This is a genomic window from Thiocapsa bogorovii (assembly GCF_021228795.1).
Lineage (GTDB): Bacteria > Pseudomonadota > Gammaproteobacteria > Chromatiales > Chromatiaceae > Thiocapsa > Thiocapsa bogorovii.
On record NZ_CP089309.1, the window covers coordinates 4,701,034 to 4,726,814 of the forward strand.

Annotated in this window: 23 protein-coding genes; 11 read left to right on the forward strand and 12 right to left on the reverse strand. The window is 64.4% G+C overall.

Annotated elements, in window-relative coordinates:
• Positions 1–628: 628 nt before the first annotated feature.
• From LT988_RS20890 to LT988_RS20935, 11 genes are all read right to left on the reverse strand, one after another.
• A complete protein-coding gene (locus LT988_RS20890) occupies positions 629–1,963 on the reverse strand; it encodes a hypothetical protein (RefSeq protein ID WP_232407410.1) in 1,335 nt (444 codons plus the stop codon).
• 125 nt (positions 1,964–2,088) lie between these two features.
• Positions 2,089–2,568 carry a hypothetical protein gene (locus LT988_RS20895; RefSeq protein ID WP_232407411.1) on the reverse strand — a complete coding sequence of 160 codons (480 nt, stop codon included), beginning with the start codon at positions 2,566–2,568 and terminating at the stop codon, positions 2,089–2,091.
• Positions 2,569–2,622: 54 nt separating this feature from the next.
• Entirely contained in the window at positions 2,623–2,748 is a 126-nt protein-coding gene (locus LT988_RS25330) for a hypothetical protein (RefSeq protein WP_269752070.1), read from the reverse strand.
• 178 nt (positions 2,749–2,926) lie between these two features.
• Positions 2,927–4,312, reverse strand: coding sequence for a serine hydrolase domain-containing protein (locus LT988_RS20900; RefSeq protein WP_232407412.1), 1,386 nt, complete (start codon positions 4,310–4,312; stop codon positions 2,927–2,929).
• A 221-nt stretch (positions 4,313–4,533) separates the two neighbouring features.
• Positions 4,534–6,210, reverse strand: a complete 1,677-nt coding sequence (locus LT988_RS20905; RefSeq protein WP_232407413.1) for an amidohydrolase family protein — start codon at positions 6,208–6,210, stop codon at positions 4,534–4,536.
• A 46-nt stretch (positions 6,211–6,256) separates the two neighbouring features.
• Positions 6,257–7,822, reverse strand: a complete 1,566-nt coding sequence (locus LT988_RS20910) for an amidohydrolase family protein (RefSeq protein WP_232407414.1) — start codon at positions 7,820–7,822, stop codon at positions 6,257–6,259.
• A gap of 31 nt (positions 7,823–7,853) precedes the next feature.
• Complete coding sequence (locus LT988_RS20915; RefSeq protein ID WP_232407415.1) at positions 7,854–8,282, reverse strand: nuclear transport factor 2 family protein; 429 nt, start codon at positions 8,280–8,282, stop codon at positions 7,854–7,856.
• A gap of 50 nt (positions 8,283–8,332) precedes the next feature.
• The gene (locus tag LT988_RS20920; RefSeq protein WP_232407416.1) at positions 8,333–8,884 is read right to left on the reverse strand and encodes a hypothetical protein; all 552 of its coding nucleotides are present in this window, start codon (positions 8,882–8,884) and stop codon (positions 8,333–8,335) included.
• Between the two features lie 138 nt (positions 8,885–9,022).
• On the reverse strand, positions 9,023–9,814 hold the full coding sequence (locus LT988_RS20925) for an ABC transporter permease (RefSeq protein ID WP_232407417.1): 792 nt from the start codon (positions 9,812–9,814) through the stop codon (positions 9,023–9,025).
• Positions 9,778–10,440 (reverse strand): ATP-binding cassette domain-containing protein, encoded by a 663-nt coding sequence (locus LT988_RS20930; protein ID WP_232407418.1) that lies wholly within the window; start codon positions 10,438–10,440, stop codon positions 9,778–9,780. Before LT988_RS20930 ends, LT988_RS20925 begins: the two co-directional genes overlap by 37 nt.
• A gap of 113 nt (positions 10,441–10,553) precedes the next feature.
• Positions 10,554–11,549 (reverse strand): ABC transporter substrate-binding protein, encoded by a 996-nt coding sequence (locus LT988_RS20935; RefSeq protein WP_269752071.1) that lies wholly within the window; start codon positions 11,547–11,549, stop codon positions 10,554–10,556.
• Positions 11,550–11,737: 188 nt separating this feature from the next.
• Here LT988_RS20935 and LT988_RS20940 point away from each other — a divergent pair, with 188 nt between their 5' ends.
• The 9 genes from LT988_RS20940 (at position 11,738) to LT988_RS20980 (ending at position 22,839) form a co-directional block, all read left to right on the forward strand.
• Positions 11,738–12,763, forward strand: coding sequence for a helix-turn-helix transcriptional regulator (locus LT988_RS20940; protein WP_232407420.1), 1,026 nt, complete (start codon positions 11,738–11,740; stop codon positions 12,761–12,763).
• 23 nt (positions 12,764–12,786) lie between these two features.
• Positions 12,787–14,151, forward strand: a complete 1,365-nt coding sequence (locus LT988_RS20945) for an alpha/beta hydrolase (protein ID WP_232407421.1) — start codon at positions 12,787–12,789, stop codon at positions 14,149–14,151.
• A gap of 122 nt (positions 14,152–14,273) precedes the next feature.
• A complete protein-coding gene (locus LT988_RS20950; protein WP_232407422.1) occupies positions 14,274–14,441 on the forward strand; it encodes a hypothetical protein in 168 nt (55 codons plus the stop codon).
• Between the two features lie 30 nt (positions 14,442–14,471).
• Entirely contained in the window at positions 14,472–14,930 is a 459-nt protein-coding gene (locus tag LT988_RS20955) for a DUF29 domain-containing protein (RefSeq protein WP_232407423.1), read from the forward strand.
• Between the two features lie 606 nt (positions 14,931–15,536).
• Positions 15,537–17,129, forward strand: a complete 1,593-nt coding sequence (locus LT988_RS20960) for an arylsulfatase (RefSeq protein WP_232407424.1) — start codon at positions 15,537–15,539, stop codon at positions 17,127–17,129.
• 229 nt (positions 17,130–17,358) lie between these two features.
• The gene (locus LT988_RS20965; protein ID WP_232407425.1) at positions 17,359–18,351 is read left to right on the forward strand and encodes an HAD family hydrolase; all 993 of its coding nucleotides are present in this window, start codon (positions 17,359–17,361) and stop codon (positions 18,349–18,351) included.
• 62 nt (positions 18,352–18,413) lie between these two features.
• Entirely contained in the window at positions 18,414–19,982 is a 1,569-nt protein-coding gene (locus LT988_RS20970) for a DUF3300 domain-containing protein (protein ID WP_232407426.1), read from the forward strand.
• Between the two features lie 107 nt (positions 19,983–20,089).
• Positions 20,090–21,055 (forward strand): DUF2950 domain-containing protein, encoded by a 966-nt coding sequence (locus tag LT988_RS20975; RefSeq protein WP_232407427.1) that lies wholly within the window; start codon positions 20,090–20,092, stop codon positions 21,053–21,055.
• 146 nt (positions 21,056–21,201) lie between these two features.
• Positions 21,202–22,839 carry a cation:proton antiporter family protein gene (locus LT988_RS20980; protein WP_232407428.1) on the forward strand — a complete coding sequence of 546 codons (1,638 nt, stop codon included), beginning with the start codon at positions 21,202–21,204 and terminating at the stop codon, positions 22,837–22,839.
• Positions 22,840–23,040: 201 nt separating this feature from the next.
• Here the strand turns inward: LT988_RS20980 and LT988_RS20985 are convergent, their stop codons facing one another.
• A complete protein-coding gene (locus tag LT988_RS20985) occupies positions 23,041–23,613 on the reverse strand; it encodes a carboxymuconolactone decarboxylase family protein (RefSeq protein WP_007191099.1) in 573 nt (190 codons plus the stop codon).
• Between the two features lie 299 nt (positions 23,614–23,912).
• On the opposite strand from LT988_RS20985, the gene LT988_RS20990 reads away from it, so the two are divergent.
• Together LT988_RS20990 and LT988_RS20995 are read left to right on the forward strand one after the other, a co-directional pair.
• A complete protein-coding gene (locus tag LT988_RS20990; RefSeq protein WP_232407429.1) occupies positions 23,913–24,281 on the forward strand; it encodes a hypothetical protein in 369 nt (122 codons plus the stop codon).
• A 114-nt stretch (positions 24,282–24,395) separates the two neighbouring features.
• Positions 24,396–25,778: an efflux RND transporter periplasmic adaptor subunit gene (locus LT988_RS20995; protein ID WP_232407430.1), complete on the forward strand. Its 1,383-nt coding sequence runs from the start codon at positions 24,396–24,398 to the stop codon at positions 25,776–25,778.
• Positions 25,779–25,781: the final 3 nt, after the last annotated feature.

Here is a 25,781-nt window from a genome sequence, read left to right on the forward strand (position 1 = left end):
GCAAAGCCCGCGAGCATCGAAGGGCCGAAATCCGGCCACCCCGCGTTGCCTCGTCTCGTCCTGTGCCGTGCTGCCGGAAAGTGCTTGGCGCAGCAGGTCGGACACCATCTTGCCGGCGGAGACCTTCCGCAACCGAGCGCGCTCCTTCGCTGCGGCGAGCACATCGTCGTCAATATCCAAGGTTGTTCGCATTATCACACCTCGCATTCTGATGCGTTGACGTTCGCACGACCGGCCAGCGGGGAGCTGGCGATCGTCGAGCCTCGGGTCCTTGATGCCGCCCTGCACCAGCTCGATGTCCTCGAAGCCCAGACGGCCTTGCGTGTCGCGGGCGATTCGACCGATTCAGATCGGCCCGATCCCGGGCCTCGACATCCACCGCACCGTCACGCTCGCGCGACGTGACGGTGTCCAACACCAGGGTCTCGTTCCAGCCGCCGGTATCATTGATGCGAAGGATCCGGATAGTCTCTAGATCGGCGCACCGAGGTAGGTCTCGAGCAGTCGCGCCGCCACTGTGCCGCGCGCACCCTCGGGGGCGGGCAAGTACAGGAACGCCACACCGCCCCCAGGCACAGGATCGGCAGCGCGGCGGCTGCGACCAACGCGCGTCGAATGATTCGCCAGCTCACATCAGGTTGTCGCCGATTGCGCCGTAGGGTGTTCCGCTGGCCTTGTCGTAGTAGTACATCAGCGGTCCTTGCGCTGCTCCTTCCTTGCCGCCGCGCTGGAGCAGGCCGGCGTCGTCCAAGATGCGGTAGGCCTCGGTCGGCAGTACCTGCCGGTTGCGAGCGACAAAGAGCAGGGCGCCCGGGATGTGCGCAAGCAGCGTGTCATGGTCGGCGGTGACCAGATCCTGAATCCAGGATGGCAAACCATTCGGCACGAGCTCCAACTGGGGCGGCGGCCCGAGGTCGTGCTCCTTGTGAATGCGGATCAACGCCAGCTGGATCATGGCCAGCGACTCGGTGATGCAGGAGCGCTCCAAGAGCTGGTAGGACAGGTCGGCCGTCTTCAGGAGGTTGCTCAGCGGGTCCTTGGGCAGCCCCGATGTCGCGAACACGGACTCGGCGCGCTGAACCTCTTCTTGCGTCGGCTGTACCAGCCCCTCGGCCCGCACTACGCCCTCGGCGACCAGCTTGCCGATGGTACGCCGGGCGAAGGCATCGCCGGCAAGCGCGGCGGTGAGCAGGGTTAGTTGCAGGGCATCGTCGACGTCCGGGAGCCGTACCGGGTAGCAGCGCCAGGGGTTGCCACGCACGATGTCGGTCAGGAAGCGCTGGGCACCGGTATAGGCGCGGGCGCTCAGGGTATAGGTGTCCGGGTCCAGGCCCTGTAGCCCGTCGTAGCTTGTCATCGGCGCTCGCCAGGCCTCCCAGCTCAGCATCAGGTCGTCCGGTTGCAGGGCGCCGCGCAGCGGCTCGCCGTCCCGGGACAGGATCACCGGGCGCCGGTCCTGGGCGAACAGGAAACGGAGCATGGCGTGGCCCATGAAGGTGTCTTCGCCATGTTCGTTGCGGGTGGGCGTCAAGCACCACTCCAGGGCGCTCAGGCCGTCCAGCGGCACCCTAAGGGTCGCCAGCAGGTTCTCGCCGATCACCGGGTTGCCGCCGGCATTGACATTGCGCATCAGCAGGAACGGCGCGTCGCCAAACACACGGGAGTTGTCCCAGTCCACCATGAAGGGAAGCATGGACATGGCCAGACCGTTGGGCAGCCGGTCGGTGGCGGTGTTGATGCGTGCCAGCGGCGTCGCCTGCTCGGCCCAGCCGAGCAGCTCCTCGGCGTCGGCGATGCGCGGTTCGCCCGGGTAGTCCCGGGCCAGCCGCGGCACCAGCGGGGCATCGCGCTCGGCCAGGTCAGGCGTGTCGGTGTGCAGCAGCCAATAGGCGCTTCCAACCAGCAGCAACAGCAGGCCGACGAGGGCGGCGACAAGCCATTTCAGTGCCTTGCGAAGGGCCATGGGCGGCCTCCAGAGAGTCTCGGAAAGAAGCGTCGGCGGCGAGCCGGCAACGACGTTGATCCGCACTCACTGCAAGGATCTTACACGCTACCGCAGCAACCGCGACAGCCGGTCCGCGGAGTGATTTAGGCGGCGGCGGTGTCGAGAGCAGGTCTATACCCTGGTCGAAAAAGACTCTTTCTCCCGGGGTCTGCGATTGCGAAGTCGAAGATGCGGTTTGCCATCTTGATCGCTTCCTGCGAGCGGCCCTGTTCGGCGAGGCGGGGCAGATAGGCAAGGCACATTTGAATCGCCGCGCGAAGCTGTTCAAAGCCACGTGGCGACCGCTTTGCGGGTAGCAGGGCGACATTCGCCAAACGACTGGCTAGACAGTCGAACGGATGCAGGATGTACACCCGCTCGCCGGTTTCGAGCTCGATCGGGAGCCTGCGGCGCAGAATATCCGTCTCGCTGAGGCCGGCTACCATACCGAGGAAGTCGGCCACGACCGTGTCGGCATCGTCCAGGATGACAGCCGTGTTGGGCGTCGGATTGTCCGGCGTGGGAATGATGCAGCGGTAGCCTAAGGCGTCGGCCAGTTCCTGAGCCCGGGAAGGATCCCCCAAAAAGTCGATATCGATGGTCTTTGTTCGTACCGGCAGGCCGAGAAGGTGTTCCCATCAGGCCACCGATTGTCCGCCAACCAGCGTGAGCTCGTCGTCCGTGTGCCCGTCGAAGACGTGGACGTTGGTGAAGAAGGTCTGAGACGCATCCTGCGCCAGGATCGTGCCCGACGCGGCGAGCATGGCCGCAGACGCGAGCGTTCAGAGACCCGCGGTACTTGGCTTCTCCATCGGCATGGCTGTTGTTCGCGAGGGTGTTCAGGAAATGTCTTGAACGCGCGAGCAGAACGTGTCGTCGGCTTGCAGAGCGGACAAGCGAAGCGCAGTCCACCGGCAGCAGCGCAGGACTCGGTGGACTTGGCTATCGCTCGTCCACCCTGCCGGCCTGGCCGGCCAGGTACTTGGCCGCTCTTCTCAAGTAACCCGGCATCTTGTCCTCTCCATAGGGAGGGATGTAGCCGTTGGTCGAGAAATACACGCCCACGAAATCACGGGCTGGATCGATGTAGATGCCCTGGCCGAGATTGCCGTGTTTCCACAAGGCGCCGTCTTCGAACACCCCATCGAACTGATAGGAGTTCATCAGCGGTGATTCGCCGAAGTCTGCCTTCTGACCTTCATACTTCGCGCCCCTGCGATATGCCTCCGGGCTGCCGGCGGTCTGCAGACGCTTCAGGACCTCCGCCGAGACCACCGGCTTCACCGCGGCGTTGTCCCAGCTCGGCGTGAACAGCATGCCAAAGCGGGCAAAATCCTCCGTCGTGGTCGATAGCAGCCCGTGTGCCACGGACGTGCCGTCAGGGGTCAGATGGTGTTGCATCGACAGGCGGGCGGTCATGTTGCCCCAAACACGCTCCTCGAAGATCGTCGCCCAGGTCTTGTTCTCGATGCGTTCGGCGATCACGACGAAGACCTGGGTCACGGCGGAGGAATAGCGGAACCGATCGCCGGGCGCCTCGCCTTCGATCTTCTCGGCGCCCTTGAGGATGCTCAACCAGTCTTCGACTTGTCCTGTCGCGGGGTTGGGTGCACCGAACTCCGCACCGAAGAAGCGCACGATGATGGACTCGGGATCGACGATGGCCTCCAGCGTTTCCTCCAGTTGAAGCGCGGTGGCCATATTCGCCGCATCGATCATCTTGATGCCATCCCAGTTCGTGCCTTTGAATTCCGGGAGGTATTCCACGACCTCCTTGTTCATGTCGATCTTGCCCTCGGCCTCCAATTGGGCGATCACCAACCCAACCGTCGTCTTCCCCGGAGACATCCAGACGTGCTGGTCCATCGGGTTCATCCCGGGATAGGTCTCGTAGACAATCTTCCCCTGGTGGACCATGACCACCGCCTGCACCCGATGGTTGGGGTGCACTACGTACTCGTTCAGCGTCAGGTCGCCTTCCGTGACCGTGAAGGAGACACTGTCGCCCAATGCGGGATCGAGCGCCTTTTCGAGCGGCCTGTAGTGTTCATTCGGCTTGGAGGTGGCCGTCGGCAACACCTCGCTCAGGTGCAGGTTGTAGTAGAGCGCATGATCGCCGCCCAACTGATAGTGGAAGTTCTCGAACCTCTCCTGTGCATCCCGAGCGAATTCCAGAGAGAAAGGCGTCTTGGCGCTAGCGACGGGTAAGGTCGTCTTTGCGCCGGGCGCGACCAGGTATTTGGCCAGCGGATTTTCGTCGGCCTGGGTGATCAGGGGACTTGTCATACAAAAGGCCAAGCAGGCGGCGCGATGGAGTCCTGGTTTCACGAATGGTGACCTCCGACAGGAAAGGCTGCGATGTCTCGCTGACGGGATCGGCCGGCGATTCGGCTGACAGTGCGCGGTGTTTTGGATCTGATCGCCGTCGCGCACTCGGTACCCGCCGCTGACCAGCACCGCCGACACACCGCCCCCGGCGGGTTGGCATTGCAGTCGCTCGTCTTGTCGGCGCTCGTCTCCGGGCCGAAGACGCCGATCGGAGGCCGCCCTCAGTGCCCATGGGTGTCAGGCTGCGACTCAGGTACACCTATGTTTCTAGGCTGCTGACCGGGCACGCCGCCGCCGAAATCCATCGGCGCGGCATAGAAGGTCTGCGCCCAATTCTCGATGGTGATCGGCTCGAAGCGGCTTTTCTCGGGTTCAAATCGAACGGGCTGGCCGGGATTGACGCCCTTCAGCACTTGCGAGTCCTTGACGACGATCGTCCCGTTGACCACGACATAGGGAATGCCTTCCGAAGGGAGCGTGCCCTTTGCATAGGTGGCTTTGTCGGTTACCGTTTCGGGATCGAAGACGGTGATGTCCGCAATCATCCCCTCCTGCAGGCGTCCCCGCTTCTGCATGGACTTCAAGCCCGTTCTGCCGAGGGGTCCCGCGGCGTTGTAGCTGGTCATCGCCACGACCTGCATCAGGGGTATGCCATTCTCCCGCGCCAGCCGCAGGGCCTTGGCAAAACTGCCGGCGGCCCGCGGATGGGTGTTGGGAAGATTCTCGTAAGGCGTGTCCCAGGTCAGCTGGTCATCGGGGATCATGGGCATGCCGTCTGTGACCACGGATACGCCTGGCAGCTTCAGCCAATCGATGATCGCCGACTCGGGCATCTTGAAGACGAGAACGGGACGGGTGGGTTCGGTCTTGAGCACTTCTTCGCGCTTCTCCGGGGTGTACCACTCGCCGGTCGCCACATCCTGGATCGTCTCTTCATACTTGTGGCCCAAGGCGCCCTCCCAAACCTCCGGTGCCAGAAAGACGGCGTTCAGGGCCGTGGATCCGGCGGCATAGGGATAGATCTCGCCCCACACGTTCATGCCGCGCTCGCGCATGCGCACCAGCAGCTCGTGCACCAGGTTGTAGCCGGGGTTGTTGAAATGGCAGGCCAGGGCCGGCGCGCCCAAGGCCGCGGCATTGGCCAACAGTTCCTGGATGCCGTTGGTCTCGGTGGTATCGGTGCCGGGCGTGTAGCGGAAATGGGCACCGGTCTGCCGGCCATAGTGGGCGGCGAGGCGCTGGACTTCGAAGAACTCACGGGTGGAGACGCCGTCGCGCATGTAGCCCAGCGTGGAGCCAATGCCCAGGCCGCCGGCCTGAAGTCCTTCATCCAGGAGCTGAAGGATTCCGTTTCCCTGTTCCAGGTTAGGTCGTTTGCAGCACCAGCCGTCGCCTTTTCGACTCTCGATCGCCGTGCGAACGTCCTGCGCTCCCTCGAAACCGTCGAGCACGGCCGCGCGGGCAAACTCGTGGCCCACGGCCTGGCCGTAGTTCACCTGGTTCTTTCCCTCCCGCTCCTTGTACCACTGGGCGACGTACGGGCCATGGGTGCCGATCTCGAGGTCCAGTACCGTGGTGCGGCCGTCGCGCAGGGCGAGCTTGTTGGACCAGGGCCGGTCGTAGTGCCAGTGGGTGTCGATAAACCCCGGCGCGACCACGTGGCCGGTGGCATCGATGGTTTCCTCAGCGGTGATCTTTTCCTTGGTGATGACGGCGATCCGGCCATCCTTGACGCCGACGTTGGCGACCGCGTCATACCGGGTTTCCGGATCCATCACCCGGCCATTTAGGATAACGAGGTCGTAATCCTCGGCGAAGGCGGGCAGGGCGGCGGCGAGGAGCCCGCAGGCCACCGCTGCGGCACTGGCGTTTCTTAAGCGACTCTTCAGGAATTCCATGTGCATCTCCTCTTGGCGTCGATGGTCGCCAATTTCTCGATCGCTCTCACTCGACTTCCGTGCGGCGGATCGGTCGCCCATGGGGGGCGTCGAGGATCAGCTCGCCGTTCTGCACGACGAGACCGCCATTGACGAGCAAGGTCTGTACGCCCACCGCGGGCTGATTGGGTTTTTCGTAGGTACCCACGTCACGGATGGTCTCGGGATCGAAGACCACGATATCGGCATCCATCCCCTCCTGGAGCCGACCCTTCTTCTTCATCTGCGGCACGAAGCCTTCCAAGGTCTGGGCGGGCATTAGGGTCATCTTGCGCAGGGCCTCCTGCATGCTCATCAGCTTGCGCTCCCTGACATAGGAGCGCAGGATTTTGGCGAAGGTGCCGTTCGACCGTGGATGCGAGAACGTGTTCTCGGGCAGCGGCCACGCATCACCCTCGTAGTTGATGACGTGGTTGTGATCGTCCATGAACATCCAGAACATCTCGTCGGACTCGATCAGGATCTCCGGGTGCAGGATCGACTTGTCCAACAGCTTCAGGTCGTCGGGGTCGGTCTCGTCCAGGAAGTGCCAGACGATGAAGGTGCCAGGTTTGTTCTGCTGGTAGTCGGCAAGCTGCGCCTCGGTCATGCGCTCGGTGCCGAGCTGAAAATTGTTGGCGGTGGAGCCCATCCGCTCGCGCCAACCCTCGCCGCTGAACATGGCCGCGCCGACCACCGTGCTCGCCGCACCCCAGGGATAGGCGCCGACGCTGATGTTGATGCCCCGTTCCAATGCGCCATCCACCAGCCGGATCGTCCCGTCGATGTCCTTCAGCGAGGTGCTGTTGATGTGGCACAGGTGCATGTGCGCACCGGTGATCGCGGCATTGGCGATCAGCTCCTGCACCGCCTCGAAGGAGCTTTGCGGCTCGCGGTTGCTGGCGTACCGCACATGGGTGAAGGTCGCCACGCCCCGCTCGGCGGCCAACTGGGCCAGCGCGAAGTACTCCTTGCGGCCATGGCCGGGGGCGTAGCCGGCGTTGATGCCGATGCCGAGCGCGCCCTCGTCCAGACCCTGCTCGACGAGCTTCAGGATCTGTTCCTGCTGCTCGGGCGTGGAGAGGTCCATCTTCCAGTCCATCCGTGACTGGGCGTCTTGGAAGTATCCGGGGTCCCCCACGGGTCCCTCGCCGGTGAAGGTCGCGATCCGCGCGAAGGTCCAACCCGCAGCCGCCCCATAGTTGAGGGGAAGATTCTTCTCGGCCTGCTTGTCGTACCACTCGCCGATCGGCAGCACGCCCGACTCCAGCTCCAGCATGGTGGTGACGGCCTGCATGGCCTGCATGCGGTAGTCGCCGATGTTTTGGCCATGGGCGTGGATGTCGATGAAGCCGGGCGCGACCACGTGGCCGGTGGCGTCGATGGTTTCCTGACCGGTGATTCCGTCCTCGGTGATGACGACGATCGTGCCGTCCTTGATGCCGACATTGGCGATGGCGTCATACCGGGTTTCCGGGTCCATTACCCGACCGTTGAGAATGACGAGATCGTAGTCTTGGGCGACGGCGGGAATCGCCGCGGCGAGGAGTCCGCAGGCCACTGCTGCCGTGCCGATGATCCTCGCGAGATCCATTGCTGATTTCATCATTGATTGCAGGTGACGACTACGCAAAGTCCTCGGGCTTCAGATCCTTCCAGTACTCCTCGGGCACCGCTGCGATGCTGAAGATGGCGTACATGGTGCTGATGTTGCCAGAGCCGGGATCGACCACGATCTTGTCCCAGAACGGGGTTTCGATGACCGAGTCGTCCGGCAACCAGACTCGCAGCGTGCCGTCGAAATAGGTGATGTGCTCGCCGACGTAGATGTCGTTCATGACGTGCTCGTACTTCGGGAGCCGCCGATCGAAGGCGCCGACGAAGCCGATGCCTTGCTGGATGCCGCGCAGGCTGTAGTGCGCGAAGTAGAGCCGGAAGTCCTCGGCGAAGAAGGCGTCCAGGGCACCGAAGTCCTTTTTGTCGATGCACTGGAAGACGGGTTGGAGGAAGTCGGGCAGGGTAGGGGACTTTTGCAGCGTGGTTTCAGCGTTCACTGCGTGCTCCTGACGGGTTGGTGACTCTGGTGGGCACTCACGGTGATGGCTCAAAACCCCGCCGACTTGGCCGCTTCCGGCGGAAAGTCGACCACGTAGCGGATCACCTTGCCCTCGTCGTTGAACCACAGCAGGTTAAAGAGCGGGGCGGCTTGGAACGACTTCTCCGGTGGATCGCCCTTCTTGCACAGCGACGCGCTGCCCTGCATGAAGTAGGCGTTGCCGTAACGGTACACCACGTCGACGAAGTGCTGGGTGATGAGGGGCGCGTCCAATTCCGTGAAGAACTGCTTGACGGCCTCGATGCCGTGGGCCGTCTTCGGGCCGAACTGCAGCGTAATGTCGTCCGCGAAGATGCGGAAGCCGCCGTCTTCAGACAGGTCCAAGTCGTCGATGGACTCGAACAGTTCCAGCATCCAGGCCGGTGTTTCGATCTGCTGCAGCTGGTCTGCCATGTCTCGTCGTCCAATGGTGTTGAGGCTGCTCGCAAAGCCGACTCTGAGCAGGGATAGCGCGGTCTGGGGCAAGAAGCGCCCGACGGGCGCCTTCCACTGAGTGCGGCCGAATTCGTCTCGGACTGCGGCTAGGATCAGCCAGGTCACGTCATCAAGGTGCCATTATCGAGGATCGACTCCCGCGCGTGAGCCCCCGTCGCGTCGCTATTTAGGATCAATTCTTGCACCCGCGGCCGTCGACCCGGCACGGTCACCCGTTCGGCTCTCGCCGGGTGCCCGCCTCGACTACGACTCCTCCGGCCCCCACATCGCCGCGCTCTCGACGATTTGCAGCCGCGTGATTCTGGCGAAGACGAGATCGATCATCAGGCCGACCAGGCCCATCGCGAGGATGTAGGCGTAGGCCTCTTCCAGCCGGTAGCGCTCGGAGAGATCCAACACCGCCGCACCGACCCCCGTGCGCCCGCCAATGAGCATCTCCCCGGCGATGCAGACCGCGAAGGCCACGGTGGCGGAGACACGGCTCGAGGCGAGGGCTTGGACCGCGGCACCCGGGGCAACGAAGTGGCGCAAGAAGGCCGGCTTGCTCGCGGACAGGATCAGCGCGAGCTCCCGATAGCGCGCCGCGCTCTCGCGCGCGGCTTCGGCGGTGCCGGGAAACACGTACAGCGCCGAGGCGAGGCCGGCGACGACGCCGATGGACAGACCGCCCGGGCCGATCGCCACCAGGGCGACCGGGAACAGGGCGATCGGGGGGATCGCGCGCAGATAGCCCAGCAGCGGCAGCAGGATGCGCCAGGCCCGCGCACTGACGCCGGCGGCGAAGCCGAGCGCGAGGCCGGCCCCGGTGCCGGTGGCGAAGGCCGCGATCCAGACGCCGAGCGTTCGGCCCCAGTTGCGCCAGAATTCCGCGGTCAGCGCCAGCTCGGCGATGCTTAGGATGACGCCGGTCGGCCGCGGCAGCGCCAACGGCGAAATCCAGCCGATTCGGACTACCACCTCCCAGATGGCCAGAACGAGCCCGATCAGCAGCAGGCCGATTAGGCTATCGCGAAGACGCGTCTTGCAGATTCCCATAGGGCTTCTACCCGGTGTGCACGGGTCGCGTGCTGGGTCAGGTCGATCTCATCGGCGATAGTCGCCGGCGGCCCGCTGATGAGACAGGCGCGGTCCACGACACCGGCGAGCTCCCCGACATTGTGACTGACCAGGCAGATGCAGCGGTGTCCCTGTGCACAAAAATCGCGCAGATAGCCATAAACGCGCTCCCGCTGGACGAAATCGAGCATCGACCAGCCTTCGTCGATCAAGAGCACAGTCGGCGGGTTTGCGAGCCAACGCGCCAGCGCGAGCAGCTGCTGCTGACCGCCGCTGAGCTGGTGCGGATAGCGATCGGCCAGATGGCCCAGTCCCAGGGCGTCCAGCGTCTGCGCGGCCTCGCGGCGACTACGGCGGGGGTTGCGCCCCTCGACGCGACTCGGCAGCGCCACGTTGTCCGCGCCGGTGAGCCACGGCAACAAATTGGCCGCGACGTGCTGACTGATCATGCCGACGGAAACATCGGCGCCCGCGCGACGCACGGCGCCGCCCGTTGGCCGTAGGATGCCCGCGAGCGTTCGCAGCAGCGACGTCTTCCCGCACCCATTCGGCCCCAGCAGCCCGATGATCTCTCCCGCGTGCAAGGTCAGGTCGACGCCCGCCACGATCGGGCGGGCATCCGCGTCGGCGCCGATCCGCAAAGACAGATTATCGGCGCTGAGCAGGCAGCGCGCGCCCTCCCCCGAGGTCTTTCTGCCGCAAGGGCTTCGCATCCGCGTCAGTCCTGATCGATGCCGGCGAACAGCGTTCGCACGGCGACCGGCGCCTCGATCATCTGCTCCTGGTACAGCAGGTCGACCGCGGCTTGGATTTGCTCCAGCTCGCTCGCGTTCGGGTAGGCGACCCAATGGTACAGGGCCGATCGTCCGGCGACAGCCGCATCCGCCCCGGTGCGGCGGGCTAGCACCGCGCGCGACTCGGTATCATGCGTTTCGATGTAGCGAACCGCTTCGTCCAACGCGCGCAGCAGCTTCGGCACGAGCGTCGGGCGCGCCTTCGCGACCTCCGTGGGGATGGCCGCGGAGCCGAGCCAGAATGGATCGCTGATGATGGCCGTGCGGACACCGGTCGCAACGGCCCTCGCGCCGTTTTCGAGCGCAATCGAGCTGTAGGGCTCCACCGTGAATAGGGCGTCGTACGCGCCGCCGAACAGGCCCTGCACCTGCGCGGAGGTCGAGACCTGGATGAGTCGCACGTCTTGCGGGACCCGGTAACCGAGCCGCTCGAGCACGATCAGCGCGTAGGCCTTTTGGCTCGGGCCGCTGTAGGTGCCGAGGGTGCGCCCGCGCAGATCGCCGAGGGTTCTGACGGGCGAATCCGGTCTGACGAGCACATAGCTGCCCGGGTCCGCGCTGGTTTCGCTGGTCGGGAACAGGAAACGCAAGGTACCTGGTCGTCGCGCCTCGATCGGTATCAGGTTGGCAAAGGTGGACAGAATGAGATCCGCTTTACCCGCCGCCACCAGCTTGGCGCCCTGTCCCGGATCGCGGACATCGATCCAGCGTACCGCGAGGCCGTTCGCCTCGAGCATGCCCTGCTCTTCTGCAACGTAGACGGGCAGTAAGCCCGTGAACGGTGTGTGCGGAATCCTGATTGATATCAGTCTCTTGCCGGTGTGCTCCTGATGCTGCGTTCCATCGGCGTCGTCGGTGTCCCGGCTGCAGCTGGACACTAGGCAGGTGAGTGCAGCGATGGCAATGATCGAAAGACGCATGGCGATGCCTGTGATCGGGTAGCGGACACAATGGCCTGGACAACAGCCGGTCCGCGGCGCCTCACTCAGACGTCGGACGCGGTTTGTTCAAGAGTCGAGGATCAATTCCTGCACTGGGGTTTGGCGCCGGTGGTTTCGGACCGGTTCTTGCCATAGCATAGAACGATGTCGAGCTTCCGGGCTATCCCATGAGCCAGACCCAAGCGAGCCAACTCTCGTACCTGCTCGCCCCCGCGGGCATCGCGCGCGGTTCGCGCGAGGCGTCGGCTCAGGGCAGCGCGATGCGGGTCGACGAGCGACGGCCGGAGTTCATCTCCGGTTTGCCGCTGAAGGAGTCCGAGAGCGTCCAACTGGAACCGGGAGACGCCGAGTACGTCTCACGCCGGATGTTCGGACGCGATGTCGTGCTGATGGCCTACAACGTGGCGCCGGAGCTACGGGTGCATTCAGTGCCGCACGAGGACTGGTTGATCCTCTTCATGGCCATGAACCCGCGATCCGCATTCGTGATCAACGGACGCGAGACCCGTCCCTGGGAGTTGACGCTCGCGGCGGGGCGCGACGGCTATATCACGTCGGGGAAGGACCGCAGGAATCTGGCCGTCGCAGTCCGCAAGCGCCCTATGGCCCGGGCCTGCGCGGCGCTGGCGGGGATCGGGCCGGAAGACGTTCATCTACAGGACTGCGTTCTGCTGCCTGAACAGGACCCGGACTGGCGTCTGCGTCGTGCGCTCGTCAACGCCGCCAGACCGACCGACAGTGCATCGTCGCCGGGCGAATTCCCGATGCCGACAGCGGTGGAGAGCGATCTGGTGTCGCTGCTCGCGGCACAACTGCTGCCCGCGCTGCGCAGCGCCCCCGATGCGAGCCCGTTTCGGCTGGATGCGCTGCGCGTGGTGCGCGCCGCCGCGGCGCTGACCAAGACAGACCCGGCGCCCAGCCTCGCCGAGATGTGCGCGGCGGCGGGCGTCAGTCAGCGCTGGCTGCACAAGTGTTTCGTCGATGTGCTCGGCATACCGCCGTACCGATATGTGCGCTTGGCCCGGCTCTCTAAGGCGCGCGAGCAGCTGTTGGCGTCCGACGGCGACTTGAGGCTGGTGAAGACGCTCTCCCTGTCCCTCGGCTATCGCCTGAGCGGCCGTTTTGCCGCTGAGTACCGCTCCGTGTTCGGGGAAAACCCGTCCGCAACGCTGCGGTCTCGACTGTGCGCCTGAATGCGTTGGCCCCGAGCGCCGGCTTGACGGCTCGGCGCACGGGGCTCCTGCTGATCTGCCTGCTGGCAGCGTCCGTGCAGCTCGGCTGCGCCACAAAGGTCCGGGAGCTGATGCCGACGCCCGCGACCTTCCATCTGCCGGCGGCACGGACCATCTTCGAGCAGGTGCCGGCGGAGCGGCGCACCGACGAGGTTGACCTGCTCTACATCACCGACCGGGCACCCGACACCGGTGACGATGCCGAGCTGCCCTACGGTGAGGAGCGCGCGCGCACCACGCGTTTCGGCTCGGCAGACGTTATGCTGCGGCCATCGATGACCTGGGATGAGCTGCGTCGTCACAGCCTGACCGATCCACGCGACATGCAGATCGGCATGGAGTTGGGCGCCGTCGATGAGCTGGACCGCTATCCCGAGGGGCCCTATCGGATCGAGCGCACCGGCACCGGTACGCGGCGCGATCCGTCGGTGATGGACGCTCATCGGCGCGCCGATGCCGCGCTCCAGGCGGAGGTCCAGCGCCGCCTCGCGCTGGCGCCGACCAAGGAGGTCGTGCTCTATGTGCACGGCTTCAACGAGACCTTCGCCACCGCCGCCTTCACCGCCGCCGAGCTGTGCCACTTCTTCGGCCGCGCCCATGTCTGCGCCTTTTTCACCTGGCCCGCGTCCAGCACCGGTAACCCGCTGATCTCCTTTACCAGCACCACGGAATCGGCGACCTACTCGATCGGCCACCTGAAGCGCACCATCCGCACCCTGGCGCGCACGCCGGGCGTCGAGGGCGTGCACTTGTTGGCCCACAGCCGCGGCAGCGCGCTGCTGCTCAACGCCGTGCGCGAGCTCAGCATCGAGGCCATCGCCGCCGGCGAGAACCCCAGCGAGACCATGAAGCTCAAGCACCTGGTCTTGATGTCGCCGGACATCGACGCGCAGGTGGCCCGCGCGCAGTTGGAGATCTTCGCCTCCGACCCGGACCTGACGACGCGCTGGCGATCCGCCGACCTGCCGAAGTTCCTCAGCGGCCGGTTCACGATCTACGCCTCGCCCAAGGATCGCGCGCTGCTGCTGTCCAAGCTGCTGTTTCGCAGCAGGGAGCGCGTCGGCGAGCTGACGCCCGACCAGATCTCGGAAAGCACACAGGACTACTTCGCGACCGTGGGCAATGTCGACATCATCGTCTTCGAGGGCAAACGCACCGACTTCTTCGGCCATTCTTACTTTACGTCCAACCCCCAGGTGAGCGCGGACCTGATCGAGCTGATTCGCAACGGTACGCTGCCTGGGACCCCGCAGCGCCCGCTGGTGCGAAGCGGCAAGATCACTTGGGAGTTTCCGGTGCACGGTCCAGGTCCGGAAGGACACCAGCCCGTCGAGGGCTTCCCACACTAAACCGCGTCTTCGCTAAGAGCCGTAGATGCGCGCAACGTCGAGCTCACGCGAAAGTGAGCAACTCGCTCCGGACGCGGTTTAGCTCTCTATATTTCAAAGTTTTTTGTGCTACGTGCCTAGCCATGTACATCGACATCGTCCCGAACCGCACATCACGCCCCGCGATTCTGCTGCGCGAGTCGATCCGCGAGGGCACGCGGATCATCAAGCGCACGACCGTGTGCGAAAATAGTCTGGCCCCTATTCCCACACTGCCGGATGACGGATGTGCCGGCATCCGCGTACCCTAACGTCGGTACTGCAAGCATCAGGCACCGCTCATGACCCAAACCACAGGCTATGACACCGATTACCTGCGCTGGCTCGAAGACCAGGCGCGTCATCTCCGTGCAGGCGACCTCGAACGACTCGATCGGGAACACCTTTCCGAGGAGCTTGACGGCATGAGCCGAAGCGAGCGGCGACAACTGCGCAATCGTCTGATCGTTTTGGTTTTGCATCTTCTCAAGATGCAGTGCCAACCCGAACGCCATTCCCGCAGTTGGGGAGTGACCGTCATCACCCAGCGGATCGATATCAAGCTTCTACTCAAAGAGAGTCCGAGCTTACGGCCAACGCTGGCTGCGACCCTCGGTGAGATCTACGACACGGCTCGGCGCGAGGCAGCGCAGGAGAACGGACTGGCGCTGAACCGCTTTCCGTCGACCTGTCCCTTTACCATCGATCAGGTTTTGCACGATGAGTATTGGCCCGGTGCCGGCGAGGGCGACTTCGGATGAATTGTCGCCGCCGCCAAATCCCGCTAACCCTGCTGTTCGTCCTAGTAAGCCTCGGTGCGAAGTGAGCCATGCCGTGCAACGGCACGACCTCGAAGACCGATATCGCCAGCGCGTTCCAGGTAGAGTCGATGATTGGCGCGGTAACCGTAGGTCTCGGTGGGTAACCGATTACGGCCGTGACCGAACCCGGTTACCGGTGTGGCGGTTGATTCGATGGGACCGCCGGACCGTCCGGATTCGGTCGATTGGCGTCCACCGGGCCCGATACGCCTCGACAGATCCGACGGGGTCTTCGGTCACGTCCTTTCTTGCGGCGATGAAGCCGCACACCCAGCGCGCTTCGATCCGGCCGTCGGACGCTTGCATCCGCGTTCGACGGCGACGCGATTTCGAGAGACATCCGATTTCACGAGTGAAATCCGGGCGATCTCGCCGAATCGAACATAAGGCGCATCTCCGCGCGAGGGCGAGGCGAATTGAATGCAATGATGAATCGCAATGCTTTTTATGCGATTGTGTGCAGTCGCGGCGATTGATCATCGGATCCCGCGGATTCATCGGCATGACAACACGTCACACACCCACCACGCCGGAGGAGCATCCCCTATGACTTCGAGACCGACCCGAAGCGCCGCGACCGCGGTCCCGGCTCTACTCGCGTTGGCGCTGGCGGCGCCCCTGCATGCGCAGTCTCCCGGTGCGCCCCAGTCGGCATCACCCGCGGGCGACAAGCCCAATATCCTGGTCGTCTGGGGCGACGACATCGGCCAATCCAATATCAGTGCCTACACCCACGGTCTGGTCGGATATCGGACCCCGAATATCGACCGCATCGCCAACGAGGGTGTGACCTTCACCGACTACTACGGCGAGCAATCCTGCACCGCGGGTCGGTCCTCCTTCATCACGGGTCAAAGCGTCTTCCGCACAGGTCTGTCGAAGGTCGGGCTGCCCGGCGCCAAGGAAGGGATGAGCGAGAAGGATCCGACCATCGCGGGTCTACTCAAGGCGCAAGGCTACGCGACCGGACAGTTCGGCAAGAACCATCTCGGCGACCGCGACGAGCACCTGCCGACCAACCATGGCTTCGACGAGTTCCTCGGCAACCTCTACCACCTCAATGCGGAGGAGGAACCGGAAAACGCGGATTATCCGAAGGATCCGGAATTCAGGAAGAAATTCGGTCCGCGCGGGGTCATTCATTCGTGGGCCATGCCGGACGGCACGCAGAAGATCGAGGACACCGGCCCGCTCACCAAGAAGCGCATGGAGACGATCGATGACGAGACCTCCGACCGAGCCATCGCCTTCATCGAGGAACAGACCGAGGCCGGCAAGCCTTGGTTCGTCTGGTGGAACGGCACCCGGATGCACTTTCGCACCCACGTGAAGGACGAGTTGCGCGGCATCTCCGGTCAGGACGAATATGCCGACGGCATGGTCGAGCATGACCGTCACATCGGAAAATTCCTCAAAACGCTCGACGATCTGGGCCTTGCCGACAACACCATCGTCTTCTACTCGACGGACAACGGTCCCCACTACAACACCTGGCCGGACGCCGCCGCGACGCCTTTCCGCGGCGAGAAGAACACCAACTGGGAAGGTGGCTGGCGCGTCCCCGCCATGGTGCGCTGGCCGGGTCACATCAAACCTGGACAGTGGAACAATCAGATCGTCCATCACATGGATTGGCTGCCGACCTTCCTCGCGATTGCCGGCGCGCCGGACATCAAGGATCAGCTGTTGACCGGTTATCAAGCGAACGGGCGTGATTACAAGGTCCATCTCGACGGTTACGACATCCTGCCGATGCTCGAGGGCGAGACGGATAAGAGCCCCCGCCACGAGATCTTCTACTTCTCCGACGACGGCGATCTGACGGCACTCAGGTACGACGACTGGAAGATCCTCTTCATGGAACAGAAGACGCCGGGCACCCTCAGGGTGTGGATGGATCCCTTCGTCCCGCTGCGCGTGCCGCTGATCGAGAATCTGCGACGCGATCCTTACGAGCGTGCCGAGATCACCTCGAACACTTACTACGACTGGGTGCTCGAGCGCGCCTACCTGCTGGTCCCGGCCCAGGCCTACGTGGGCCGCTTCCTGGAGACCTTCCAGGCGTTTCCGCCGCGCCAAGAGGCCGCCAGCTTCAGTCTGGATAAGGTCCTCAAGACGTTGACACCCGACGGCGGTTGAGCCTCCACAGAGCGCTCTCGACGATCGGCGAGGCTCCACACGCGTCTCGCCGATCGTCGTCACGATCCATTCGAACGTATCCATGTCTCGACGACTTCGATCGAGTACGCGTCAACCCGCGCGCCACCAAGCGATAATCCGCCCGACCCTCCAGCCGGCCCGCCAAGCGGCCCATACGGCGGCGCCTTCTTGACCGCGGGGCTGATCCGAAACCATGAGGAGGCTTTCCATGCGCTTGCATACACTGATCGCGTCAATGCTCGTGGTCGCATCGGCCTGCGCCGATCCGCTGCCCTCCTGGAACGAGGGCCCGGCCAAGCAGGCGATTACCGCATTCGTGTCGGACGTGACCGATGCATCGGGGCAGGAGTTTGTACCGCCCGCCCGCCGTATCGCGGTATTCGACAACGACGGCACCCTCTGGGTCGAGCAGCCCATGTACACCCAGCTTGCGTTCGTCCTGGACCGGCTCCGGACGCTGGCCCCGGCGCACCCGGAGTGGAAGACCGAGCAACCCTTCAAGGCCGCGCTCGAAGGGGACATGAAAACCCTGGGCGAGGCCGGCATGGATGGCCTGATGCAGTTGCTCATGGCGACCCACGCCGGGATGACCACCGATGAGTTCGCGATGCTCGCGGCGGACTGGATCGGCGCCGCGCGCCACCCGCGGTTCGATCGGCCCTACACCGAGCTGGTCTACCAGCCCATGCTGGAGCTGCTGACCTATCTGCGCGCGAGCGGTTTCAAGACCTTCATCGTTTCCGGCGGCGGTGCGGACTTCATGCGTCCCTGGGCCGAGGGTGTCTACGGGATACCGCCGGAGCAGGTGATCGGCTCCGAGATCGCCCGGCGGTTCGAGCTGCGCGAGGGTGCGCCGGTGATCGTGCGCGAGCCCGAGGTGGCCTTCGTCGACGACAAGGCCGGCAAGCCGGTGGGCATCCAACGCCACATCGGGCGCCGTCCGATCCTCGCCTTCGGCAACTCCGACGGAGACATCCAGATGCTGCAATGGACAACCGGCGCGCCGGGCCCGCGGCTTGGCCTGATCCTCCATCACACCGACGCCGAGCGCGAATATGCCTACGACCGAGAAAGCCATTTCGGAAAGCTCGACAAGGCACTCGAGTTGGCGCCCGAGAACGGTTGGGTGCTGGTCTCGATGAAGGACGCCTGGTCGAAGGTGTTCCCGCCGTCGCACGAGTCGTCGTCACCGGAGAAGTGAGTTTTCGTTGCCTTGATCTCAAACCAAGCGCCGGGAGAGCGCACACCATCGCGAGGACATCCATGCGGAACCTAGGGTACCGCCTCGGCCGATCGCTGGCCCCAATCATTGTCGCCGTCTGCGTCGCCGTCACAGTGCCGTTCGCGCTCGGAGCGGAGTCGACCGCGCCCCCGGACGAGACCTTCCCCGCCGAGCAGATCGAGCAACTCGTCGCGCCCATTGCACTCTATCCCGATGCGCTGATTGCCCAGATCCTCATGGCCAGCACCTACCCGCTGGACGTGGTGCAGGCGACGCGTTGGCTCGATGACCAGGACGATCTCAAAGACGAGGCCCTCGATCAGGCGGTCAAGGAGCAGCCATGGGACGACAGCGTCAAAGCGCTGGTCTTCTTCCCGAGCGTGCTCGAGTTCATGAGCGACAACCTCGACTGGACTCAAGACTTGGGCGATGCGGTGCTGGCCCAGCAGGGCGAGGTGACCGACACCATTCAGCGCTTGCGGGGCGAAGCCGAGGAGGCGGGTGCGCTCGCCGACAACGACCAGCAGCGTGTCGAGAAGTCCGGCGACACCATCATCATCCAGCCCGCGGAACCGGAGGTGGTCTATGTGCCCACCTACGACCCCGTCAGGGTCTACGGGGAGAGCAGTCCGCCGGCGCAGTCGTATTACCCGGAGGCCTACGCCGATGCGACCGCCAGTTACGAGGCCGGTTTCGCGGCGGGTCAGGCCGCTGAGGCGTCATCGTCGAGCACGGCCGACACCGGTTCAGGCAGCCTGATCAATTTTGGACTAGGCGCCGTCGCCGGGGGACTCCTCACCGCCGCCATCATGTGGGACAACGATGACGACTGGAACGACCGGCTCTACTACGGTGGTCCTGGCTATTACGGTGCCCCGAGCTACTGGGGCCGGTCCGCCTACTGGAACAACAACGGCTGGCGCGAGCCGGTCAACATCAATATCGACCGAACCCGCAACATCGACATCGACCGCAACGTCGAGCGTGGCGACATCAACGTCAACCGCGGCATTGTCGGCAACGAGGTCAAAAAGTGGGAGCACAACCCCGAGCGGCGCGGCGGGGTGCGTTACCGGGATTCGTCCACCGAGAAGCGGTTTGCCGCCAAGCGCACCGAGGGCCCCGTGAGTCGGGACCAGGCACGCGGACGCGTGAAGGGCGCAGAGCGCCCGCTCAAGGCCCCCGGACTGGATCAAGTCAAGCGCGAGGGTGCCGCGAGCGGCAAGATGGCAGAGCTCAAGGACAAGCGCCCGGCCGCGGGCGAGGCCCGTGCCAAGGTGCAGGCCAAGGCCCCGGCGGTGAAGGCCAAGGCTCCGGCGGCCAAGGTCAAGACCAAACCCAAGGTTCAGGCGGCGGCCGCCAAGAAACGCCCGGTCAACCGCGATGTCAAGCGTCCGGCGGTCGCGCAGGCGAAGCGCCCGGTCAAGGCCGTATCCAAACCCTTGGAAAAGCGTCCCGCGGCAGGGGGTTCCAAACCCAAGGCGAGCGCCTTCAAGGCCGGCAAACCGGCGGCGGCGCGTGCGGCCAGCAACCGCGGTGGGGCCAGTCGGGCCAAGGCGGCCAACCGAGGCGGAGGCGGTGCCCGGGCCGGCGGGATCAAACGGCGCTGACGGCGGTGCGCCTGGTTGCGCCGGGACCTTTGTTGTCATGCATGCCGGCGAGATACGAGCGAACCCCCCGATCAGCCTATCTTGCCTCTCGATGCGGAACGGAGATTATGAAGAAGATCACTTTGCTGCTGGCCGTCTTGATCGCCTCCTGGCTGTGTATCGCCGTCTCGGCCGCGGAGGATGCCCCGCCCCCGGCGGAGGTGTCCGATGTCGAGGTGCCTGTCCAACCTCCGATGCATTTCGAGACTCCGGACGCCGCCGTGATGGCCTTGATCGACGCGTCCGAAGCAGAGGGTCGGGATGCCCTCTACGCGGTGCTCGGGTCCGACCTCGACGAGCTGGTGTCCGGCGACCCGGTCGCGGACGCCGCCGATCGCCGGAGCTTCGTGGAATTGGCGCGCGAGGAGGCTGATCTCGAAGACGAGACCGAGGACAGCGCTATCCTCTCGATCGGACCGGACGACTGGCCGTTCCCGATCCCCTTGGCCAAGGACGACCAGGGCTGGTATTTCGACACCCGGGCGGGTCTGGAGGAGTTGCTTGACCGCCGCGTCGGCCTCAACGAGCTGCACGCCGTCGCGACCGCCCGTGCCTTCGTCGATGCCGAGCGCGAGTACGCCGCCGCCGACCCGAACGGCGACGGCATCGGCGTCTATGCATCGCGCTTGTGGAGCACCGAGGGCAAACGCGACGGACTCTATTGGCCGACGAAAAAGGGCGAGCCTGATAGCCCGATGGGTCCGCTGGTCGGCGAGGCGGTCGACGAGGGCTACCGGACCGGCGAGGCAGGGCAGCAGCCGCGTCCCTATCACGGCTATTACTTTAGGATCCTGACGGCTCAAGGGCCCGCTGCGCCCGGTGGTGCCCGGAGCTATCTCGAGGACGGCCGCCTCGTCGGAGGGTTCGGTCTGGTCGCTTGGCCGGCGAGTTACGGCAACTCCGGCATCATGAGCTTCCAGGTCAACCAACGTGGCGTCGTCTACGAGGCGGACTTGGGGGACGACACCGCTAGCGTCGCCGCGTCGATCGATGCCTATGATCCCGGCAACGGGTGGGAGCCTGTCGTGGACTGATCAATACGGTCGTTCGGTCCGCGGCACGCCGCGGGCAAGCGACGGCAAGTGTTTTGCTTGTAGTGTTGCCATCAACCGCCACTCTGCCCCATGGTAGGCCCTTCGGCGGCGTTCCGGGAGCCGCGGTCTCAGGGGAGCCTTGATGGATGATTGACACGATCAGTTGGTTGGCCATCGCCTTCGGGGCCGGTCTGGTGGCGCGGCAGATGGGTTTGCCGCCGCTCGTGGGTTATCTGGTGGCCGGCTTCGGACTGCACGCTTTCGGTGCGGAGTCGACCCCGATGGTCAACACCCTGTCCGATCTGGGTGTGACCCTTCTGCTCTTCACCATCGGTCTGAAGTTGAAGTTGAAGAGTTTGGCCGAGCCTCAGGTCTGGGGCGTGGCCTCGATTCACATGATTGCCTTCGTCGGCCTGGTCGTTCCCGTTTTGCTGTCCTTGGGTTCGCTCGGCTTGCCCCATCTGGATGCGGTCGGACACCGCGAGGCCATCGTCCTGGCCTTTGCGCTGAGTTTTTCGAGCACCGTGTTCGCGGTCAAGGTGCTCGAGGAGAAGGGCGAGATGGGCTCGCTCTACGGCACCATCGCGATCGGGATTCTGATCGTTCAGGATTTGGCCGCGGTGCTGTTCTTGGCCTTCTCGATGGGTAAGGTGCCGACGCTCTGGTCATTGCTGCTCCTGGCCCTGATCCCCTTGCGCGGCGTCATCGGCCGGGTGCTGGATCGCTCCGGACACGGCGAGCTCCTGCTCCTGTTCGGGATCACCTTCGGCCTTGGTGGTGCCCAGCTCTTCGAGTTTCTGCATATCAAGGGCGACCTCGGGGCCCTGCTGCTCGGGGTGCTGATCGCTCCCCATGCCAAGTCGGGCGAGTTGGCGAAGACGCTCCTCGGGCTCAAGGATCTCTTTCTGGTCGGTTTCTTTCTGAGCATCGGATTGACCGCGGCGCCGAGTATGGACATGGCGCCTGTGGTCCTGGTGCTGCTGTTGGTGCTGATCGCGAAGGGATTCTTGTTCGAGCAACTCCTGTTGGTCTTTCGGCTGCGTGCCCGCACTGCACTGCTCGGGACCCTATCGCTCGCGAGCTACAGTGAGTTCGGTTTGATCGTTGCCGCCATCGCCCAGGAGTCGGGCTGGCTGTCCGCGGACTGGCTCGCCATCGTCGCCATCACCGTCGGCTTGTCCTTGGTCATCGCCTCCTGGCTCAACGCGCGCTCTCATAATCTCTACGAGTTGTTCAGCGATCGGCTGCGACGCCAAGAGCGCAGGGTACGCTTGCCGGTCGAGCGCGAGATCGATCCCGCGGACGCCAACGCGATGATCATCGGAATGGGGCGCGTCGGCACCGGCGCCTACGACACGCTGACGATGGACAAGGGACTCAAGCCCGTCGGTATCGATGCGGACCCGGATGCCGTCGCGCGGCACTCGGCAAGCGGTCGCAATGTCGTCCAGGGCAGCGCCACGGACGCCGATTTCTGGCATCGTCTGCATCTGGACGACGGTCATATCAAGCTGGTGCTGTTGGCAATGCCGCAGGTGTCGGAAAACGTCTTTGCCGCCGAGCACCTGATCAAGGAAGGCTTCGCGGGCACCATCGGTGCCATCGCGAAGTTTCCCGATGACGAGGCGATCCTGCGCGCCGCCGGCGTCAGCCAGGTCTTCAACCTTTATGCCGAGGCCGGTGCCGGTTTCGCCCAACACGTCTGTACCGGACGCGGACGCGAGGTCGAGGATCGAATCTCCCGAATGCCGGGCACGGCGGCCGGCGTCGATGGCGCGAGATGAAATAACCTTACTCAAACCGCGCCCAGAGCGAGAAACGTCGTTTTGTGGCTTTCTCCAGCTTTGCGCCATGACCGACGTCTCGGTGAGGCGCGGTTTAAGATATTAAAAAATATCAATTTCTAAACCGCGTCTCACTGGGATCGAGGATATCTCCGAAGCCAAACTGACAATGAAAACGACGCATGTCGTTCTCGACGCGGTTTAGGCACTCATGGCCAGGGGAGGGCCGTCCAAGGCATCTACGAGATGTGGGATTTGCGACAAGGCCGGTGCGCCGTCCATGAGTAGGGCGATCGGCATGACCTCGAAGATCTCCTCGGGCGGCGCACCGAAATCGAGCGCAGCACGTGCGTGCAGGTGGATATGGTCGCGGCGTTGCTCCACGAGCGCGATGCCCAGCGCGATCAGCTCGCGGACATGATGCTGGATCGGTCCGCGCCCGAGGACGTATTCACGCCAGGAATCCTCCCAGGAGTCCCACATCTCGCCGCCTTCACGCGGGCTCGCCTTGAGAAAGAGTGCGATCTTGCGGACCTGCGTGAGCTCGCCGGGCATGACATGCAGCCGGATAGCCTCCTTCGTGTGGATGTCGATGCAGCGTCGGCACTGCTTCGTTAGGGCCATGCCCAATGTGATCAGCTCTTTGTTTTTCCGATCGATGATGCCCTTGCGGGTACTGACCTGAGACATCTCGCTGATGATCTCGAGGAACTCCTCGAGGCCGTACTCGCGGGCGCGGGTCAGGGACTGCTTGAAGGTGTCGATACTGCTCATATGCGTTGCTGCCGATGTGTGCGTGAAAAGGTGTTGGGACCGTAAGGTCCATTAGAGAATTAGCAACTATTGTACCGTAAATGGTGCGGTGCAGCAGGGGCCGGCGCATCCGAGGCGAGGTTTTTTCGAGCCGAGCGACGCGAGCGATTCTTTCTTGCTCCCGCGGGGGGGCGGGTGGACGAGCGAGAGCGAAGTCCACCGTCTGCGTCGGTGCTGATGGACTGCGCTGCGCATCGGCGACGTGCCCGTCGATCGCTATCTCGCTTGCGCGATCCTGGTGCCGGGCCCATATTCACGGCATGCGCCGCGCTCATCCCGCCACCGCCGTTCTGATCCTCTTCTGCCTCCTGGCATTCCAGGCGCAGACCTGGGCGCGTGTTGCGCTGCCCTGCGAGCATGCGGCCGAGCTCGTGGATGGTTGTCCCATGCACGGCTCATCCCTCGCCCAAGGCGATCCGCGGTCCATGCCGGGAGAGGCGGACGCTTCTCTCTTCGACTGTGCGAAGTGCGCCTTGGCCTATGCGCTCGGTGCGCTGCAGGTCGCCCCGGCCGCTGATCCGGCACGCCTGGCTCCGTCCGTTTCTGTTCCCGAACTCGGGTCGGATGATCACTTCTACCGATTCTTCCCCGAGGGGCTCGTCCGTCCGCCCCGTCCTCACCTCGTCTGATCTTCGGCCGACCCGGAGTCGAGCCCGCAGTCGACCGCAAACTCCCTGCGGCCGTCTTCCGTTCGATACCCCTTCCGGGCGGCATCCGTCATTCAGACGTCGGAGGCGACGAGCATGTCTGTTGTCGATCGAACACAAACCCAGGGCCGTATGCGACGGCTCCGGGTCGGGTTTCTTTTCGCACTGATCGCCGCCGGTCTTTTGGCCGGCTGCGAAGTGGCCCAGCCGCCGACCCCGTCCGCCGGCGGCACCGAGGGCGAGAACGGGGTCGAGACGCAGGCCGAGAGCGAACGCCTCGCCGATGCCACGGTTGAGTCCGCCATGGAGCATGCCCTCAAGCACCTGGACCCCAAGTACGTGTGCCCGATGCATCCCCGGATCGTGCGGGACAAGCCGGGCAGCTGCCCGATCTGCGGCATGGATCTGGTCGAGAAGCTGATGGATCCGACGGTCGGTAAGTACCCGGAGGTCGAGCTCCGTCCTGCGGTGATGCAGAACCTGGGGGTGCGCACCGGAACGGTGGAGCGCGGGACACTCTGGAAATACATCCGCACGGTCGGACGGGTGGAGTTCGACGAGACCCGCCTGGCACACATCCACCCGCGCGCCGAGGGTTGGATCGAGGATCTGCAGTTGCGCGCCGAGGGCGAGCGGGTCACCAAGGGTCAGGATCTGGCCGAGATCTATGCGCCGGCGATGCTCTCGGCACAGGTGGATTTTCTCCAAGCGCTGGAGCCGCAGCCGCGCGGCGTGTCTCAGGTCAAAGCCGACAAGGCACGCAATCTGCTGCGTCTGCTGGACATCCCGGAGGATGTGATCCGGGAGATCGAGAAGCAACGCGAGCCACGCAACAGGCTGCCGATCCGCGCCCCGATCGACGGCATCGTCATCGGGTTGAAGGCCCGCCAGGGTATGTATGTCACGCCCGAGACCGAGATGTTCACCATCGCCGATCTCAGTCGGGTCTGGGTCATGGTCGATGTCTTCGAGGCCCAGATCGACTGGCTTGCGCCAGGACTGACCGCCGAGATCCGGGTTCCGGCGCGCCCGGGCAAGGTGTGGGAGGGGAAGGTCGACTATCTCTATCCGGAGCTCGATCCGAAAACCCGAACGCTGCGCGTACGGTTGGTTTTCGACAACGCCGATCTCGCGCTCAAGCCCAACATGTTCGCCGACGTGGTCATCTACGGCGGACCCAAGCGCGACGTGCTCAAGATCCCGGCCGAGGCCATGATCGTCACCGGCGAGCGCGCGACCGTGGTCAAGGTCGTCGAGGAGGGGCGTTTTCAGCCGGTCGACGTCGTCGCGGGGATGGAGCGTGCCGGCGAGGTGGAGATCCTCTCGGGGCTCGAGGAGGGCGATCGAATCGTCCTCTCGGGTCAGTTCCTGATCGACTCTGAATCCAGCCTGCAGGCGAGCTTCATGCGCTTCCCCGTCGCAGAGGCCTCGGGGACGGAGCCCTCCGAGACGTCCGGAGGTGGACATGCGCACCACTAGTCG